This window comes from Arthrobacter sp. DMZ02-1R (assembly GCF_057747935.1).
Window position 1 is genome coordinate 3,631,287 of the sequence record NZ_CM173230.1, and the last position, 17,119, is coordinate 3,648,405.

General features: G+C 61.0%; 16 protein-coding genes. 11 read left to right on the forward strand and 5 right to left on the reverse strand.

The genetic code is table 11. The features are described from left to right. The first annotated feature begins 2 nt into the window (after positions 1–2). Together AC3ANQ_RS17300 and AC3ANQ_RS17305 are read left to right on the forward strand one after the other, a co-directional pair. Complete coding sequence (locus AC3ANQ_RS17300; RefSeq protein WP_488302169.1) at positions 3–767, forward strand: alpha/beta fold hydrolase; 765 nt, start codon at positions 3–5, stop codon at positions 765–767. 142 nt (positions 768–909) lie between these two features. After that, positions 910–2,001, forward strand: coding sequence for a thioredoxin domain-containing protein (locus tag AC3ANQ_RS17305; protein WP_488302170.1), 1,092 nt, complete (start codon positions 910–912; stop codon positions 1,999–2,001). A 14-nt stretch (positions 2,002–2,015) separates the two neighbouring features. Here the strand turns inward: AC3ANQ_RS17305 and AC3ANQ_RS17310 are convergent, their stop codons facing one another. Then, on the reverse strand, positions 2,016–2,468 hold the full coding sequence (locus tag AC3ANQ_RS17310) for a MarR family winged helix-turn-helix transcriptional regulator (protein WP_488302171.1): 453 nt from the start codon (positions 2,466–2,468) through the stop codon (positions 2,016–2,018). A 54-nt stretch (positions 2,469–2,522) separates the two neighbouring features. Here AC3ANQ_RS17310 and AC3ANQ_RS17315 point away from each other — a divergent pair, with 54 nt between their 5' ends. Next, entirely contained in the window at positions 2,523–2,891 is a 369-nt protein-coding gene (locus AC3ANQ_RS17315) for a VOC family protein (protein ID WP_488302172.1), read from the forward strand. A 72-nt stretch (positions 2,892–2,963) separates the two neighbouring features. On the opposite strand, the gene AC3ANQ_RS17320 is transcribed toward AC3ANQ_RS17315, so the two are convergent. Next, positions 2,964–3,263, reverse strand: a complete 300-nt coding sequence (locus AC3ANQ_RS17320) for a hypothetical protein (RefSeq protein ID WP_488302173.1) — start codon at positions 3,261–3,263, stop codon at positions 2,964–2,966. Between the two features lie 383 nt (positions 3,264–3,646). Between AC3ANQ_RS17320 and AC3ANQ_RS17325 the strand changes: the two genes are divergently transcribed. The 4 genes from AC3ANQ_RS17325 to AC3ANQ_RS17340 all read left to right on the forward strand — a co-directional run bounded on the left by AC3ANQ_RS17325 (position 3,647) and on the right by AC3ANQ_RS17340 (position 7,609). Beyond that, the gene (locus AC3ANQ_RS17325) at positions 3,647–4,927 is read left to right on the forward strand and encodes a flavin-containing monooxygenase (RefSeq protein WP_488302174.1); all 1,281 of its coding nucleotides are present in this window, start codon (positions 3,647–3,649) and stop codon (positions 4,925–4,927) included. 1,029 nt (positions 4,928–5,956) lie between these two features. Beyond that, a complete protein-coding gene (locus AC3ANQ_RS17330; RefSeq protein ID WP_488302175.1) occupies positions 5,957–6,097 on the forward strand; it encodes a hypothetical protein in 141 nt (46 codons plus the stop codon). A 576-nt stretch (positions 6,098–6,673) separates the two neighbouring features. Continuing rightward, positions 6,674–7,168 (forward strand): hypothetical protein, encoded by a 495-nt coding sequence (locus AC3ANQ_RS17335; protein WP_488302176.1) that lies wholly within the window; start codon positions 6,674–6,676, stop codon positions 7,166–7,168. A gap of 75 nt (positions 7,169–7,243) precedes the next feature. Next, a complete protein-coding gene (locus tag AC3ANQ_RS17340) occupies positions 7,244–7,609 on the forward strand; it encodes a TfoX/Sxy family protein (RefSeq protein ID WP_488302177.1) in 366 nt (121 codons plus the stop codon). Positions 7,610–7,763: 154 nt separating this feature from the next. Here AC3ANQ_RS17340 and mgtA read toward each other — a convergent pair whose 3' ends face one another. Then, a complete protein-coding gene (mgtA, locus tag AC3ANQ_RS17345; RefSeq protein WP_488302178.1) occupies positions 7,764–10,472 on the reverse strand; it encodes a magnesium-translocating P-type ATPase in 2,709 nt (902 codons plus the stop codon). Positions 10,473–11,262: 790 nt separating this feature from the next. Between mgtA and AC3ANQ_RS17350 the strand changes: the two genes are divergently transcribed. Both AC3ANQ_RS17350 and AC3ANQ_RS17355 read left to right on the forward strand, forming a co-directional pair. Continuing rightward, the gene (locus tag AC3ANQ_RS17350) at positions 11,263–11,511 is read left to right on the forward strand and encodes a hypothetical protein (protein ID WP_488302179.1); all 249 of its coding nucleotides are present in this window, start codon (positions 11,263–11,265) and stop codon (positions 11,509–11,511) included. A gap of 329 nt (positions 11,512–11,840) precedes the next feature. Continuing rightward, positions 11,841–12,881 carry a hypothetical protein gene (locus tag AC3ANQ_RS17355; protein ID WP_488302180.1) on the forward strand — a complete coding sequence of 347 codons (1,041 nt, stop codon included), beginning with the start codon at positions 11,841–11,843 and terminating at the stop codon, positions 12,879–12,881. A 169-nt stretch (positions 12,882–13,050) separates the two neighbouring features. Here AC3ANQ_RS17355 and AC3ANQ_RS17360 read toward each other — a convergent pair whose 3' ends face one another. Then, the gene (locus tag AC3ANQ_RS17360; protein ID WP_488302181.1) at positions 13,051–13,458 is read right to left on the reverse strand and encodes a very short patch repair endonuclease; all 408 of its coding nucleotides are present in this window, start codon (positions 13,456–13,458) and stop codon (positions 13,051–13,053) included. A 170-nt stretch (positions 13,459–13,628) separates the two neighbouring features. Between AC3ANQ_RS17360 and AC3ANQ_RS17365 the strand changes: the two genes are divergently transcribed. Both AC3ANQ_RS17365 and AC3ANQ_RS17370 read left to right on the forward strand, forming a co-directional pair. Next, positions 13,629–15,008, forward strand: a complete 1,380-nt coding sequence (locus AC3ANQ_RS17365; protein ID WP_488302182.1) for a DNA cytosine methyltransferase — start codon at positions 13,629–13,631, stop codon at positions 15,006–15,008. 20 nt (positions 15,009–15,028) lie between these two features. Next, on the forward strand, positions 15,029–16,183 hold the full coding sequence (locus tag AC3ANQ_RS17370; RefSeq protein ID WP_488302183.1) for an MvaI/BcnI family restriction endonuclease: 1,155 nt from the start codon (positions 15,029–15,031) through the stop codon (positions 16,181–16,183). Positions 16,184–16,506: 323 nt separating this feature from the next. Here the strand turns inward: AC3ANQ_RS17370 and AC3ANQ_RS17375 are convergent, their stop codons facing one another. Next, positions 16,507–16,668 (reverse strand): hypothetical protein, encoded by a 162-nt coding sequence (locus tag AC3ANQ_RS17375; protein ID WP_488302184.1) that lies wholly within the window; start codon positions 16,666–16,668, stop codon positions 16,507–16,509. Positions 16,669–17,119 lie beyond the last annotated feature (451 nt).

A 17,119-nucleotide genomic window follows, 5' to 3' on the forward strand; every position in this document is an offset into this window, starting at 1 on the left:
CCATGGAGCCGATTCGGGTGGTCCTTCTTCCGGGGAGCGTTCTTCCCGCCCAACCCGCTTATGGCGCGCTGATCGAAGCGCTGGGGCCCGACGTCGACGCCGTCGCGAAGGACCTTGAACTGTACGACGGCGATGAGCCGCCACCGGGCTGGAGTCTGGACACCGAGATCGACGGCGTGCTCCGCGAGGCCGAAGCCCGCGGCTGGGAGACGTTCCACCTACTCGGATATTCGGGAGGCGGAGCCGCCTCTTTGGCGTTCGCTGCCAAGCACCCCGAGCGGCTGCTTAGCCTCACGCTTCTGGAGCCCGCCTGGGCTGGCAGTTGGGACTGGAGCCCGGCGCACGCTCAGCTCTGGAAGGAATACGAGGCGCTGGAGACTCTGCCGCCTGCACAGTTCATGGCCGCGTTCATGAGGCTGGGAGTAAAGCCCGACGTCGTCCTTCCGCCTCCACCCGAAGGCGCACCGCCGCCGTGGATGGCCAAGCGGCCGGCCGGGATCCGGGCGTTCCTGCGGGACTTCAAGATTTACGAACTGGACCGGGCTCGGTTGGCTGCGTTCGATCGGCCGGTGTTCTTCGTCCTCGGCGGCCTGAGCAATCCGGACGACTATGGCGAGGTTGCCGAGCGGCTGTCCACGGTGTTCCCGGATTTCCGCCTTCAGGTGTTCCCTGACCGCCACCACTTCGATCCCCCGCACCGGATCGAACCCGACCGGCTTGGCGGGTTGCTGCGCGAGCACTGGGAACGGGCGGATCGGGTTGTCTGAGGCGGGTCAGGTGAGCGCTGGCAAGTTGCCCGGCACCTGAACAAACGGCCGCCGGACCCTGCCGCGTGCACCGTGCGTGGCGCTATGCTCTGACCATTGGGGGGGGCGCGGTTGCTCCTGCACACCAGAAGGAGCACTGCGGATGAGTGACTACCAGCCCGAGCAACGCCCGTGGCCGCCCCAGCCAACCGCGCACTACCAGACAAACCCCAGCCCCTGGCCCGATCCGCGGCAGGGCTATCCCCCACCGTCTCTGCGCACCGAACCGTTGGCCATCGCATCCCTCGTTTGCTCTTTCGTGATCAGCGTGCTCGGCATCATCTTTGGGCATATCGCGCTCGCGCGGATCAGGCGGAGCGGCGACGGCGGCCGGGGTCTCGCCGTTGCAGGTCTGGTGGTCGGATACGCAGGCCTTGCGGCTGGCACGCTCGCGGCAGTGCTCGCACTGACGCTCGTGTCCACCGGGTTGACCATGACCGCCGGGCAGTGGATCGGAAGCGGCCCCTCGGCCACTCCCCTACTCCAACTCCCCGATCGGGGGCCCAGCCCGGCAAACATGAACGCCAACGGCGGGATCATCTTGGCTGCGGGAAACAAAGTGGTGCCCGTCGCGGCGTCCACCGTCGACACCAACACGCTCCCGTCGCCTGATCCGCTCGCGACGCCGAACGGGCAGCCCGCGCATGCGCCAGGCGTCGAGGCCGCGCCGAAAGGACAGCCGGCCAAGGTGGTGGTGTACTTGGACTTCATGTGCCCGTACTGCGCCGACTTTCACAGCTCCTACGGGCCCAGTCTCGACCGCCTGCGCAACGAGGGAAAGATCACCGTGGAATACCGTCCCGTCGCCTACCTCGACCGCCAGTCCACCAATAGGTACTCGTCACGTGCGGCCGCCGCGGCGGCATGCGTCGCCGATGCCCACCCGGACAGGTATGCGGACTTCCTCTCCCAGTTGTTTGCCCACCAGCCGGCCCAAGGGTCCTCGGGCCTGAGCAACCAGGAGCTGAAGTCCCTCGTGGCGGCGGCGGGCGCCGATGCGGCCAAGTGCATCGATAGTGGCACGTTCCTTGCATGGGCGCGGTACTCCAACAGGCTCGCCGTGGACAGCGGGATCAACAGCATCCCGACGGCGTTCGTCGATGGCAAGCAGTGGGGCGGCGGCACGTCTACCGGATTGGACTTTATCCAATTCCTCCAGGTCAATCTCAACGCCCGCGGAGGCGCCGGTACCTAGCGGGGACTTCCTTTCTATTGGCCGGTTGGTTGCAGGGAGGCGACGCACGTCCTCAACATGTCTTGAAGCTGTTTCTGTTCGTCGTCAGTGAGGCCCGAGCGCATAGTGTCCTCCACCGCCTTGACTGCAGCACTGGCGGCTTCAAGCTGCTGGCGGCCATGCGCCGTCAGTTCAGTCGGCAGTATTCGGCCGACCGAAGCCTCGGTCGCCCGAGAAACAAGGCCCTCACGCTCTAGCGCCTGCAATAGAACGTTCATCGACTGTCGAGACACAAAGGCGCCTCTCGCGAGCTCGGAGTTGGACAGCCCCGGCCGCTGGGCAAGGAGCTCAAGGCAGGCGTAGTGGGTGATGCTCATGCCCAGCGGCCGCAACACACTCTCCATTGCCGTGCGAAGCGCACTAGCCGCCTCCTTTAGGAGATATCCGAGCGATGTATCGAGGCTGACTCCTGTTACGTCTTGACTCATGTCAATATTCTGACATACCCTTAGTGTCAACTAACTGACACTAAGGAGCTCCTCATGCCGGTCACCGGACCCGACTTCGTTTCCATCCAAGTGCGCGACCTCGAAATGTCTGCCTCTTTCTACGAACAGCACCTCGGGCTGACCCGCTCGCAGGCGGGGCCACCCCACGCGGTGGTATTTGACACCAAACCGGTCGCGTTCGCAGTCCGGGACCTGGCGCCGGGCGTCAGCCTTGCCTCCACCCCGCAGCCTGGCCTCGGCATCGGCTTGTGGTTGCACGCCACGGATACGCAAGCGATCCACGACAAATTGGCGGCAGCCGGTTCCGAAATCGTCGTCGAACCGTTCGACGGCCCATTCGGGCGTACCTTTACTTTCGCCGACCCCGACGGATACCAAATCACCATCCACGACCGCGCCTGACCGATTGAACGCACGCGGTGGCCCACTTCGGGCTGGTCCTGGATGGATGCCGAGCCTTGAGGCGGGAGGATCCTATGCGGCGCGCTGTTCGGGCTGACCGGCCGGGTCCTCGGGGATGGGAGTCTGGGCATGGATCGAGGCGTCGGCAGGGCGGTCCCAAGCCCGGTGTTCGTGAGTCTCCCCGTAGGGGACCTCGGGGCTGAGTGTGACGGTGTACCGCTTGTATCCATGCTGGGTGACCAGGATGCCGCGCGAGCGCTCCCGCAGGGCCTGGGTGAGTAGGGTCTCGACGGCGGTGTTCAGTTCGGTTTCGATGGTGCCCGGATCGTGCGCGGTGATTTCCAGGACGAGGTCGGGAAGGTGCTTGATCATGATGCTTCTCTCTTTCGAGGCTTGAGTCGCGTCTGGGAGGTCAGAAGTGAGTTGTTCCAGGAAGGGTGCTCAAGCGAAGTGGAAAGCGGGATTTCGTGAAATGCGCCCGGCATTCGAGATGGGGCGGTGGCCGGCCTTGAAGGTCAGGCGGGCGGGATCTTGGAGGTATTTGTCTCTCGTGGATCCAAGGACAGTTTGGCGGACAGCGCGCTGCCGGCGCAAGTGGAAACGCCGGGTTGTTCTGGCGGGTTTTTCGGGCGGTGCTCCACGTCCGCCACGGCTTCCCCCACGCGTACGCCTCCCGCGCCCGAATCCCTGAGCGTAGAGTTCTGCCAAGAAGCGGCCCCGGACCAATCTCTGGCAACAGGGAGAAGGGATCGATCATGGCGACTGACCCGCACACACCCGCCCAACAAAGCCACCCCCTGGAGGTCGACACCCTCATTGTCGGCGGTGGCCAAGCGGGACTGGCCACGAGCTACTTCCTCAGCCGGGCCGGCGTCGGGCATCAAGTCCTTGAACGGCGAGCCACGCTGGGTGGCGCTTGGCAGGATCGCTGGGACGCGTTCGTTCTGAACACGCCGAACTTCTCCCTGGACTTGCCGGGTATGCCGTACACCGGTCCGGAACCGGAGGCGTTCATGGCGCGTGACGACGCGGTGGACTATTTCCGGGACTATGCGCGGCGGATCGATGCCCCGGTCCGGACCGGCACGGACGTCACGCGGATCGCGACGTCGGACGGCGGCTTCAGCGTTGAAACCTCAGACGGAACTTGGCGGTCACGCAATTTGGTGCTGGCGACTGGCGCGTACCAAATACCGAAAATCCCTTCCCTTGCGGCAGGTCTTCCAGGGAGCGTCCTGCAGCTTCACACCCACGACTTTCGCAATCCGGAGCAGTTGCCCGATGGCGCCGTGCTGATTGTCGGGACCGGGCAGTCGGGCGGGCAGATCGCGGAGGACCTGCTCGGTGCCGGCCGTCAGGTGCATCTGGCGGTGGCCACGTGTCCGGAGGCGCCGCGCCGGTATCGCGGGCACGACATCATCTACTGGATCCTGCAGGCCGGCATCCACGGACCCGAGTACGGGCTCAACGCCCTGACGGTCGGGCAGTTGCCCTCCCCCGCCGCACGGTTCGCCTGCAACCCCCTGCTTTCCGGAACCGATGGCGGCCACGACATCCACCTCCGCGAGCTGGGCCGCCAGGGCGTCCGGCTGCACGGGCACTTGGAAGCAGCCGACGACGGCGAACTCACATTCACGGACGACCTCCCCGAACGCTTGGCAACAGTCGAGGCCGGGTTCGGCCAGCGCATGGGGCGGGCGCTCGACGCTTACATCGCCGCCGCAGGGATCGACGCACCCGAACACGAGCCGGCGCCGGCGGACGACTGGCTCCCTGCTCCTGAGCCAGCACGCTTGAACCTGGCCGCCGAGAACATCACGTCGGTGCTCTGGGCCACTGGCTACCAGCTGGACCTAAGCTTCGTGAATATTCCCGTTTTGGATGCATGGAGCTACCCACGCCATGTCCGCGGCGTCACTGAACAGCCTGGGCTGTACGTGGTGGGGCTGCCGTGGCTGACGGGACACTACTCGTCGATCGTCGGCGGCGTGGGCGTGGATGCGGAGTACGTTGCGGGGTGCGTGGCGGGGCGGTGAGCCTAACGGGACTCCCCAACCACCGTCCTCTCCGGAGGCCACGCCAGTCCACCAATAACTGCTGCAGCGCTCGCCGGAACTAGGTGCGTCCACCATGGCCACGTTGAATCCGAAACTGAGGTCAAAGCCATAAGGATCAGCAAAGTCGAAGCCCCGGTAACCACGGCGGCAAGGAGGTTCTCAAGGCCATGTCGAATTCTGGTCAGCCGACCGATGCCAAAGGTCAACGCAGCGATGATGCAACCTGACACGGCACCCACCCACGCGCCGCCAAGCCCGCTGAGTATCGCCAAGCCCGGGCCGCCGGACCCGCCCAAGGAAAGAATCACAAGCCCATAGGTGCATCCGAACACGGCCCCGAAGAATAATCCCCTACTGACTGATCTGTTCAACGTTTCCTCCTTCTCTGGCGGGCGATGAGCCGAATTTCCAAACCGCAAGAAGGGTCCCTCCGACCACCGCAACCGAGACAAAGTAGGTACCCAGGAGCATAGAGTTCGTGGGCCCACCAACGAGGAAGCGCTCCACTACGCCGGAGGAGAAAGCCAAAGCGAGAGTGGCTCCGCCTACACACAAAGGCACCGTCACGTTCGGAAGCCGCGATCGCCTGAGGCGATGAACTATCGGGCCCCATAGGAACTGAGTCAGTAGCAAACTGGCACACACGGCCGTGCCGTACGTCGATACGACGGTTTTTGCTTCGACCGGGGGGATCAAGAGTCCGAAGAGAATCACCGAACTGAACAGCAGGGAGGAAAATACGAAGGCCCCATATATCTGCACGGGATGGATTCGAAGAACGGGTCTCATCGGGCCTGCAGCGACGGTGACCGCCAATTTCTTCTTCAAAGCTTCCCCTTAGCTCGCAGTGTGTTCGTGTGAGGAAGGCTACGCTCGAAATTGTCGGCTAGGTGGTCAAAACCCGGAAACGTGCTGGCGAAGGCCAAATTGAGTGATCGTCAAGCGCCCAATGAGTGTCCGGTCGCCCGACTCCCTGCGGCCACCTCCGCGAGCCGCCGGGGCATCCGCATGCACGGACATCTGGAAGCAGCTGACAACGGCGAACTCACCTTCACGGACGACCTCCTCCAATGCCTGGCAACAGTCAACGCCGGGTTCGGCCAACGCATCTTTGGCTGCGATTTCCTAGGCCAGCACTTTCGAGATTGAACGGGGAGTCTGCACTCACTTGGCGCTTGCGGACACCTAGTCTCGTCCTTTTCCACACTCATTTTCGGTCTTTTGGCACTCATTTTCGGCTTTTTGGCACTCATTTTGACGATTTTCACCACCTAGTCGCCGAATCGAGTCATAGCCTTTGCCCACCGAAACTGTAGGTCTCGCTAGGACGTGTCGCTCCGAGCCAGTCGCCGTGGCAGCAAGGAAATGACAAGACACGAGAGCACCTTCTGAGCATCGGGCCCTCGTCTGAACACAAACCACTCATCGGGGGATTGAATGCAAGGAAAGACAAGAGCCAAACGATCAGTCGCGGCCGGGATTGACATCAAAGTCAATCAGCACACGGACGGGTACTGGAACCGCTCAATCTGGGAAATTTACAATGCCAACCCAAACTCCACCTATTTCGCCCTCCGCACCTAGATCGGAACCCTCATGAGACGGTTGCTACTGCGCTGCTGGCTTGTTCTGATCCTTGTCACGCTGTCGGCGTGCGGTCCATACAGTGGGACGCCCGGCGACCCTCCCAAGCCGGAACTGCGTGACCAGACAATCCACCAAACCATGTCCTATCTTCATGCCAAAGACGCGGCCGGCCTGAAATCCATGTTTGCTGCGAATTTCAAAGACCTTGATCAGGCGGTGGACGATTGGATCAGGATGTGGGGCGGAGTCGACGCCGCCGACTACCAGGTTTCCTACAAGTCTCCTGGCGGACTGGGCTTCTATGACACCACTATCCAGGCGAAATCGGCTGACGGTTCACCGGTTACGATTCCGATCTGGCTGAGTTGGACCAATGATCGCTGGAATATTGGATACTTCTCGCATCCGTTGTCACCCACGGCTACACCACGCAAATGGCGGAGGCGCTGCCTGCCGACGCTCATGATTGGCAAGGAATGGAGGCCTGGCGATTCACTCGCCGGGCCCCCAAACAACTCCCCTCACCGACAAGCCCACCGCGCCGTGCTCATCGGCAAGCCGGGCCAGGACCCGCCTAGCCGTACGCCGCTGTTTCCTCAGGCCCGAAGATCCTGGACCGGCACAATGCCTTGACGCTGGCCGCCCTCATCCCGTCGTCGTATGCTGCATGCAGTCCTAGGCTTTCGATCCCTACCCCGGAGCAAGCACATGCAGATACCCAAACCGTCCGATGCCGACAAGGACCGTTTCCGCGCGGTCCTGCCAGACAACCCGGATGTGGTCGTCAAGCCGATGTTCGGCAACCTGGGCGCCTTCGTGAACGGCAACATGTTCGCCGGATTGTTCGGCCCGATGATTGGCGTCAGACTTTCCGACGCCGACAAGACGGCCATCGAGGCCGAGCACCAAACGCTTCCGTTCGGCCCTGAAGGTCGCGCGATGGGAGGCTACGTCGGCCTGCCCGAAGCCTGGAGCAGCGACGAAGAACAAACCGCGGAATGGGTCGACAAGGCCTTCGCATATGTTGCGACTCTTCCACCGAAAGCCGCGAAACCGCGTTCGTCGAAGAAGTGATCGCCACGGCGCGATACTTGGTGGGCGTGGACGCTGATGATGTTGCCGGGAAGCTCCGGCATTCCACGCACTCGGGCGGCTGGGCTGCCACTGAGTTGCCGATCCTTCCGACGGGATCCAGACCACAGCGCCTACCTCTTCAGACCCCCGAAAACTACGCCGCCACCTTGCGGCGCCTGCGTGCCGGAAGCCCCGGAAGCACCGGGCGCCCCGGGACAACCGCGACAACCGGCGCGCTGAAGCGTGCTGCGCGGCGGGAGATGTGGTGGGTATCCGGCCGACGGCGGACGGGGGTCGGCACGCCGGGCAGCTGCTGCGCGGCCCGGGCGAAGAACCACTGCTTGGCGAATTCCACCAGGACCATGTAGACAACGATCATTCCCAGTACCGCCAAGAAGAACGGCACCGGCAACGGATCGAAGCCCAGCACGCCCGCCATCGGTGACAGAGGCAGGAAGATGCCCGCGGCCACGACGCCCAAGGATGCGCTCAACAGGCCAACAGAGGGACGGCTGCGCAGGAACGGAACCCGACGGGTCCTTATGGCGAAAATGATGAGGGTCTGCGTGGCGATGGATTCGATGAACCAGCCGGCCCGGAACTCCCCCGGCACGGCGTCGAAGACGAACAGCATGAGGGCGAAGGTCGCAAAGTCGAAGATTGAGCTGATCGGCCCGAAGAGGAACATGAAGCGCCGGATGAACGCGATGTTCCAGTGCGATGGTGCCAGCAGCTGTTCCTTGTCCACGCGGTCGCCCGGGATGGCCAGCTGGCCACTGTCGTAGAGCAGGTTGTTGAGCAGAATCTGCCCCGGCAGCATGGGCAGGAAGCTCAGCACCACCGACGCCGTGGCTGCGCTGAACATGTTGCCGAAGTTGCTGGACGTTCCCATCAGCACGTATTTGATGGTGTTTGCGAAGATCCTCCGGCCCTCCATCACGCCTTCGGCCAGGACGCCCAGGTCCTTATCCATCAGCACAACATCGGCAGCGTCCTTGGCGACGTCCGTGGCGCTGTCCACGGAGATCCCGATGTCCGCTTTGTGAAGGGCCAGGGCGTCGTTGACGCCGTCGCCCATGAACCCCACTGCCCCGCCGCTCTGGCGCAGCAGGGTGATGATCCGCGCCTTCTGCTCGGGCGAGACGCGGGCAAAGATGGTGGCTTCCCGGGCGATAGCGGCCAACTCGGTATCGGACAATGCGTCGACGTCCGCGCCCGTGAGGGTTCCGCCGGAAATCACTCCGAGCTCGGAGCATACTTTTTCGGCGACTTTGGCGTTGTCCCCGGTGGCGATTTTCACAGAGATGCCCAGCGTGGCCAGTTGTTCCAGCGACCCTTTCGCGTTTGCCTTGGGCCGGTCGAGGAAGACGAGGAATCCGGCCAAGACGAGGTCCTTTTCGTCGTCAGGCGTGATGTTGCTTAGCCCCGTGGCTGGGCGGGTGGCCACCGCCACGACGCGCGATCCGGCGTCGAACTGTTCGTCCAGCATTGCCTGCACGCTGGGCGAGGTCGGCCCGCAGAGGGCGAGGACGTCCTCGGGAGCACCCTTGGTGACCAGGCGCGCCGGGCCGCCGGATTCCCGCACCAGCACGCTGGTGCGCCGGCGCTGGTGGTCGAAGTCGATCAGGTCGAGGCGCTCAAAGCGGGCGGGATCAAAGGCGGCCGCCCCGGTGCTTTCCCAAAGGGCCGCGTCCAGCGGGTTCTGCCCGGCCGTGGAGAGTTTGGCCTCGGCGTAGTCGGTTTCGGTGGCCAGCAGACCCAAGGTGAGGAGTTCGACGTCGGACGCGTCCGGTGAGGCGGGCAGCACGGCGGTGAAGCTGATCCGTCCTTCCGTGAGGGTGCCGGTTTTGTCGGTGACCAGGATGTCCATGTCGCCGAGGTCCTCGATGCAGACCAGTCGTTTGACCAGGACTTTCCGCCGGGCCAGTTGGCGGGTGCCGGTGGCGAGGCTGGTGCTTACGACGGCGGGCAGCAGCTGCGGCGTGACGCCGACGGCGATTGCCAGGGAGAACAGCAGCGATTCGATCAGCGGCCGCTGCAGCAGCAGGTTCGCGATGAAAATCAGCGTGGTGAGCCCGATGGCCACCTGCAAAAGCAGGAACGAGAACCGCTTCAGCCCCAGCTGGAATTCGGTTTGGGGTTGCCGTTCTCCCAGGCCCAGCGCGATCCGGCCGAATTCGGCGCGGCCGCCGGTGGCCACCACCACGCCGGTGCAGCCGCCGGACTGGATGACGGTGCCCATGAAGACGCAGGATGCGAGGTCGCCCAGGGCCGATCCGGGCGCCACCGGGGCCGGATCCTTGCCTGCCGGAAGGGACTCCCCCGTCAGGATGCTTTCGTCGCAGAGGAGGTTCTTGGTGCTCAGGAGGCGGATATCGGCGGGGATGATGGCGCCCAGACTCAGGTGCACGATGTCGCCCGGCACCAAGGCGGTGACGTTCACGTTCTGCGTGGCTCCGTCGCGGAGCACGACGGCGCGGTGGGTCACCCGGGAATGCAATGCTTCGGAGGCTCGTTCGGCGCGAAATTCGTTGGTGAAGCCCAAGCCCACGCTGACCAGGAGGATCACTCCGATCACGATCGAATTCGTGGCATCGCCCAGGAAGAGGGACAGCCCGGCCGTGATGATCAGCAGGATGAGGATGGGGCTGGCGAACTGCCGGCCCAACACCGCCCACCCGTTGGCCCGGTGCGTCCGCACGGCGTTCGGGCCCAGTTCTTCCAGACGCTCCGCGGCCTGTTTGTTTGACAGCCCAGCCGGGCTGGAGCCCAGGTGATCCAGAACTTGGTCCGGCTGAAGGCACGCGGCCTCGGTGATCGGCAGCTGTACCGAGTGCCGCTCCTGGACTGTGAGATCTGACATGCCGTGTCCGTTCGAATGCGTCGCCTGAGGGAGTCGCCCTTGGGATAAGGGTAAGGCTTGGTGCTGGGGGCTTGGGGTGGGCGGGAGAGTGTTGTGGGTTGGGTTGTGCGGGCGGTTGAAAGGGGCGACGACGCTGCGTATGCGGAGGGGCGGTGAGTTCCTGAGGGCATATACACCTAGATCAAGCGGCGGGTACACACAGATTGGGCCCTTGTGACACCTAGTTTTGCCTTTTCAGCACACATTTTGAGGTTTCGTCCACCTAGTTGCCGATTTGGACCATAGCCTTTCTCACACGGAGACAGCAAGACTCGCTGCTGAATGCGGGCGGATTGGGGACAAGAAATGGTGATATCTGAGGTCCGGCTTGCGCGTGATTACAGAGGCTTGACCTGGGAATTGTCGGCGCATCCACAATCGTCATTGTCATCTCTGCTCAAGCCGGGGGCATCCTATTACCCGGGCTCCTGATCGCCGCCGGCATCGTGGCTCTGACCTGGCTGATCGTTCGAATGACCGTGTCCATCGCCGTCACGGAGGGGAAGATCGTCCTACGTTGTGCGCCCTTCTATTCAACAGCGATTCCCCTCTCAGACCTTTCAGCCGTGACCAGAGCCTCGGATACGTCCCTTTCTGAGGGCTACGGCATCCGCGTCTTGGGCAAGAACACCCGAGGGGTGCTGGTGGGGGGGGCCTGCGGTCGCCTTGGAAACGGAGAACCGCCGATGGGTCGTCTCTGCTGCCCATCCCGAAGAGGTCGTGGCAACAATCCGGGTTCAAATGCAACTACGTGAAAACTCCCGCTGAACGGGATCAGACTTGCTCCGGGATCGCGGGAGCATCACTCGGTTTCGCGGCGCGGACAGCCGTCAGTTCAACGAGAGAATACGCGGCACTGAACGACGACCTAAAAGCCAAACGCGAGCGGGGACAAACCATCAGCAAGCTCCGCGCCGGCGCGTCGGCGGGCATTTTAGGACTACACATGTCCGGAGAACTCCTCAGTGCAATCCAAGTCACGATGGCCGTCGTCGTATGAGCCAAGTTCGTCTCCGGCCTCCCAAACGGACCGACTTCCCGAGGACAGTCATCCTGCAAGGCTACGTCGCCCATCCGAGCCTGACCGGCGTTGCCGCACGCAACCGCAGGCGGAGATGCCGCCTTGATACGGCTCTGGTAACCTCGTCCGATGAAGCTAGGACTCGCGGTGACCGCCCCATGTCCGCACCACGACCTGATGGCGGTCGGGTTGCAAAGGAGACCACCTTCACGCGAAAGAGGCCTCATGAACCACCTGTCGGATTAGCGAGCAGCGGGCCAAAACAATTTGTACCGACCCCACCGCAAATAGCTGACGAGGCTTCCCGCATGGATTCAACACATGGAGAACCGTTCTTGCTTTATCTAGATATGAATGTCTGGATAAAGCTCGCTCAAGGACGTGCGGGCAATTCGGCGGATTGGGGTAGGCGTTTCGACCGCCTGGCAGATGCGGTGGAGGCGAGACTTGTCAAAATTCCTCTATCCTCAGCCCATTACATGGAGGTCTGGAATCGAGGCAACGAACTGTCTCGAACAAACTTGGCGCAAACCATGAAAACACTGACTGGCTATTCAACTCTGAGGGCATTGCACGAGATCCAGGCCTTGGAAGTCCACGCAGAAGTCGAACAACGGGTTACCGGCATAGCTAATCCGATTGGGCGCGAACAAATTCTGGGAGTCGGAGTCAATCATGCGTTCGGATCCGTCGATGGCCGACTTCGATTGGTTGGTAGCGTCGCCACAGAGACGTTACCTGAAGTCCCAACGACAGAGGTCCCTGAAGAGTGGGAGAAGATACAGCGTTCCGGGGAGGCCTGGGAGTGGCTGCATCTCGCCGGAGTTCAAAGTCTAATGGATTCAGAAGGGTTCGATCGAACGCCCGAACACAGGATCGGCGCGGTCTTTGCTCGGGAAGAAGCGGAGCTGCGCAACCAATGGACTCAACAACCGGAGGCGTGGAAACGCCGAACCGATATCATCGTCGGACAAGAGTTCATTCGCCTTCTCGATGAAATTAACGATGCCGCGCAGAAATTCGGGATGAACCCGCATTCTTTGTTCATGCTTTCCAGTTCCCAGTCGAAGCGAACTGAAGATATCCGAGATTTCGTAAGGAGTATTTCTACAGCTTGGACGTTGGCGACCCTACGGAACTGGAAGCACAAAGATCGAAACCTTGCTTGGGATCAACATGATCGAGTCGACTTGATTTCAATGGCCATTGCCATTCCATATTGCGACATAGTCGTAACTGAGAAATTGTGGGCACACCTAGCGACTACATCAAAATTATCGGAATACTTCGGAACGAGAGTATATGCGATATCCAAAATGGAGGAGGTCTTCGAGGAGCTTCAAATTTGATTCACACGGGAATGAAGTCCGATTCTGCATAAGAATGTCTTGGTCTAATGATGTATTCCTAATGCATCGACATGGTCCTGAGTCGAATTCTGGCACCACTTCCACCAATCGACGGGGTGCAACGGAGCAAGGACGAGCACATGGGCGGCGAGTATCGCCCTCTGACGAGTCAATCCAGAAAATCCTTCAATCGCTCCAGCAGATGTGGATCCGAGGCGATCTGGCATTCCCAAACGACGAGAGTCTCCCACCCCGCGCCGCGGAGCTCTTCGAGCTGCCTCGCATCTCGTTTCTGGTTGCGGCGCCTCTTGTCCATCCAGAACTCCGTGTTCGTCTTCGGCAACCGCACGCCAACCTGGCACTCATGGCCGTGCCAGAAGCAACCGTTGACAAAGATCACCTTTCGTCGAGCCGGGAACACCAGATCCGGACGCCCAGGCAGTCTGGGATCGTGCAAGCGGTACCTGTAGCCCTCCCTGTGAAGTACGTGTCGTACGATGAGCTCCGGCTTTGTGTCTCTAGACTTGATCTTGGACATGTGTGCGCTTCGTTGCTCAGAGCTCATGAAGTCCACCATGTCACTATCATAGGAACGCTCAGTGTTTGGTTATCCACATACGGGTACAACCGGGCGGGAAGCCTACCTCCGTGAGGCATGATTGTGAGCCTGCCCAAACCCGCCCAACAGCCTGCCAGATAGCGCAGGACGTCCGGGCATCCAAGGACGCCATCTAACATGGAGGAATCATGAAGTACGTTGACCTGTTTTCCGGCTGTGGCGGATTGTCCCTTGGAATGGAACGCGCTGGGGGCGAACTCCTTCTAGCTGTGGAAAAGTCCGACATGGCCGCCCGGACCTTCTACCACAACTTCTTCGAACCTGTTTCCGACGTTCGGGAGTGGGCCAATTACTTGACCCAGCCCGTGGAGCTGCAGGCGAAGAAAGGGGTAGCTGTCTCGGAGCTCCGAACGGTGCTAGACAGCGAAGCGATTATGGAACCTTTGGCAGCTGAGAAGCTGGATCTTGTAGTCGGCGGCCCACCATGCCAGGGATTCTCCCTGGCGGGACGAAGAAATTCAGAGGACGCCCGCAACAAGCTGCCGTGGGAGTACTTGTCCTTTGTTGAGCGGACCCAGCCCAAAGCAGTTGTGATCGAAAACGTGGTTGGAATGAGTCACAGGTTCTCAACCGACGAAGAGTCGGCGTTTAACCAACTTCAACAAGCACTCATGGAGACAGAACCAGGCTACGAAGTCCAAGGTGTGGCCGTGAATGCCGCACACTACGGAGCCCCACAGAGCCGCCCCAGACTGATGATCATCGGTGTCCGCCGCGACGTGGCTGACCGCCTGTCAATCCGCTCGACTGGAACTCTGTGGCGTTCTTACTTCAGGGATGAAATTTCGAACACCCCGGTTCCCCCAATGGCCCCACCTCCGACCGTCAATCGGGCAGATGCACCGACAATCGCCGACGCCATCGCCGACTTACAGTCGGTTTTGCCTCAGCCACACACCGAGCGTTCGCTCCGGTTCCGGAGGGAGATCCAGTCGAAAACCGCGTGGGGCTTGCCTGCCGCGCCCGATCATCGGGACCATCCGGGAAACCAGACCCCTAGGAAGCACGCGTCGCGCACTAAAGATAGGTTCCGCCTCTATCAGTGGATGCGCGACAACGCTGTACCAACAAGACTGCTAGCAGACGTCGCGCGCGGCATGTCAACGGCGGATGCAATTTCCGTCGTTCAAAACAAGAACTACCCCGCATTCGCTCCGGATGGGACGCTCATCGCTCAAGACCCCGCCGACATGGCAAAAGAATTGACACGGCTCTCGACCAAGAAACATTCCCAGAAGGCACTGAACTGGGGCGTTCAGGCGCCTACGGTAGTGACCCTTCCAGACGACTACGTCCACCCCAGCGTTCCCCGAATTTTCACGGTCCGCGAATTAGCACGATTCCAGGGGTTTCCGGACGATTTTGAATTTCAGGGCAAGGAAACCACCGGTTCAGTACGCAGACGGTTTGAAGTGCCTCAGTACTCGCAGGTGGGAAATGCTGTGTCGCCATTTCTCGCGTTTGCGGTGGGCAAGCTAGTTGCAGGTTTTGTAAGTGGAGTTAGTTAGAAGATTGGGCAACTTCTGTCATGGAACTCACTTCGGAAATTGAGATTCGAAATATTGCTCTGCTGCAGGACAGCGGCTTGGGCTTCGGCGTTCTTCGTCCATCACGCACAGGGCTCGAAAAATCAATCCTAGATGCCAACGTGTCCTTCAGAGAATTTCTCCAGACGAACGGGGTTCACAACTTCATCCTTCAGTCGAGCGGCGCTGAACACAAACGCACCGTACCAGCCGTCATCATCGATGCCGAGGGACAACCCATTGATTCCAGCGGAACAATGTATCGTCCGCGAACGAAGCGCGGAGATCCGCGGCTTTGGATAAAAGGCTTAGCACGAGTGGCCCAGCCGCAGGACCTAGTCGCTTTTATTTGGGTAGGCGGGAAGCTCTGGGTAGGAAATGCATCGCGTCAGGACCTTCAAATCGTTTTGCGACTGGCCGAGGTCAACCTTAAAAAGCCTGTCGAATTAGAAAGCAGTCCGAGCATTTTCGAGGATCTACTTTCAAAGTTGAGGCAGATCTCGGCAAAAGGCTTTATAGCGGCGCCGGTGAGTGGCCCAACCGCCATCGGCCGACTGCTCGAGAACGAGCTCGGTATCCCAATGAATTCTTCGAAGGAGCCTGATTTCCGAGGGATAGAGATCAAATCGGCGCGGGCTGGTGGACGCCGGGCAACCATGTTCGCACAAGCACCCGACTGGCGTCGAAGCGGCTTTGGAGGGTCCGGGCACTTGCTCGATGCATTTGGATACGTCGGGCCTGACGGCCGGACGCTATCCTGCACGATCAACGCGCGGAAAAGCAACCCACAAGGCCTCTACCTCCAGATAGACCGAGACGCTGACCTTCTTCATGTCCGCGAAAATGAGCTCGATCCGCACGAGGTAGTGCTTTGGGAGCTCGAAACACTCCGGGCACGCCTAAAATCCAAGCATGCTGAAACAGTCTGGGTTGAAGCTGCCGCTCGTCACGTAGGAAACCAGGAGTACCTGCAATTCCAGGCGGTCCATCACACTAGAGATCCCCGACCCGATCAGCTGGTGCCTTTGTTGCGGAGCGGCGCGATAACTTTGGATTTCCTGATACGGAAGGATAGCGACAGGGGATATCTGTTCAAGATTGGTCTTGGGGAGCTTGAATCACTCTTCGACCACTCCAAACGATATCTCCTTCGCTAGCAGGCGTGACTGGCGCCAAGGTTGCGGCGAGCTTCCGGGGAGCACATCATCACATGCGTAGACGCTCCAGCCTGCCCCCTGGGCCATCGTCAATTTCTTGAAAGACGGTACAGCTGGCAACCGGCCGCCCACATCGTCAGCCGCGCTGCTACGCGGACGTTTTCAAGTGAGGCAACGTATCCGGCTCCGGACCTTTCACATGAGTCAACGCGCCCCCCGCCTGTTGTCTCATTGCAATATCTCCGGGAAGAGTAATACGTTGCCTCATTTGAAAACCTCCGGATGAGTGGCTTCGTTGCCTCGTTGAAGAGCCTCCGCGATGCCTAGTTGTTCCAAGCGCGGTTGACGGGTTTGAGGGGTGCTGGTTTCTTGGCTAAGGCCAGTGTTTCCAGCTGCCCGGTGAGCGCCAGGATCTGGCGTGAGAGGGCTCCAGGCTTGATGCGTTTGAAGGCTGCGTTCATCTGGATGACCGGGCGTTTGTGCATCCGTTCATGCCGGATCGCGCGTTGGTGGGGTGTGGTTGGCGCGTCGTGTTTCTTGGTGACTTTCGCGCCGCGCCGCTGCTTGGATAGTAGCTTCTGCTGGGGCAGCAGGTAGTTGGTGAAGACACGGTCCAGCTCCCAGATCTCGTTGAGTTTGGCCAGTTCCGCGGCGGTGTCTTAGCGCAGGTAGCCGACCAGTTCCCGGACCCTGGCCCAGTTCTTCTGCTCCACGTGGGCTCCGTCGTTTTTGTTGCCGGGCCGGGAGCGGGTGAAGGTGATCTCGTGCGCGTGGCAGTAGGCCAGCAGATGCTCGTTGATGAACTCGGAACCGTTGTCGGTACTAAACCGAATTCGGTTTAGTTCGGATTAAGCCGAGGAAAACGCTAAGCCGAGAGATGCCGGTTTTGTCCCGGGTTTCCGGGGATTCCGGACCATTTCTTCGGCTTAGCATTTT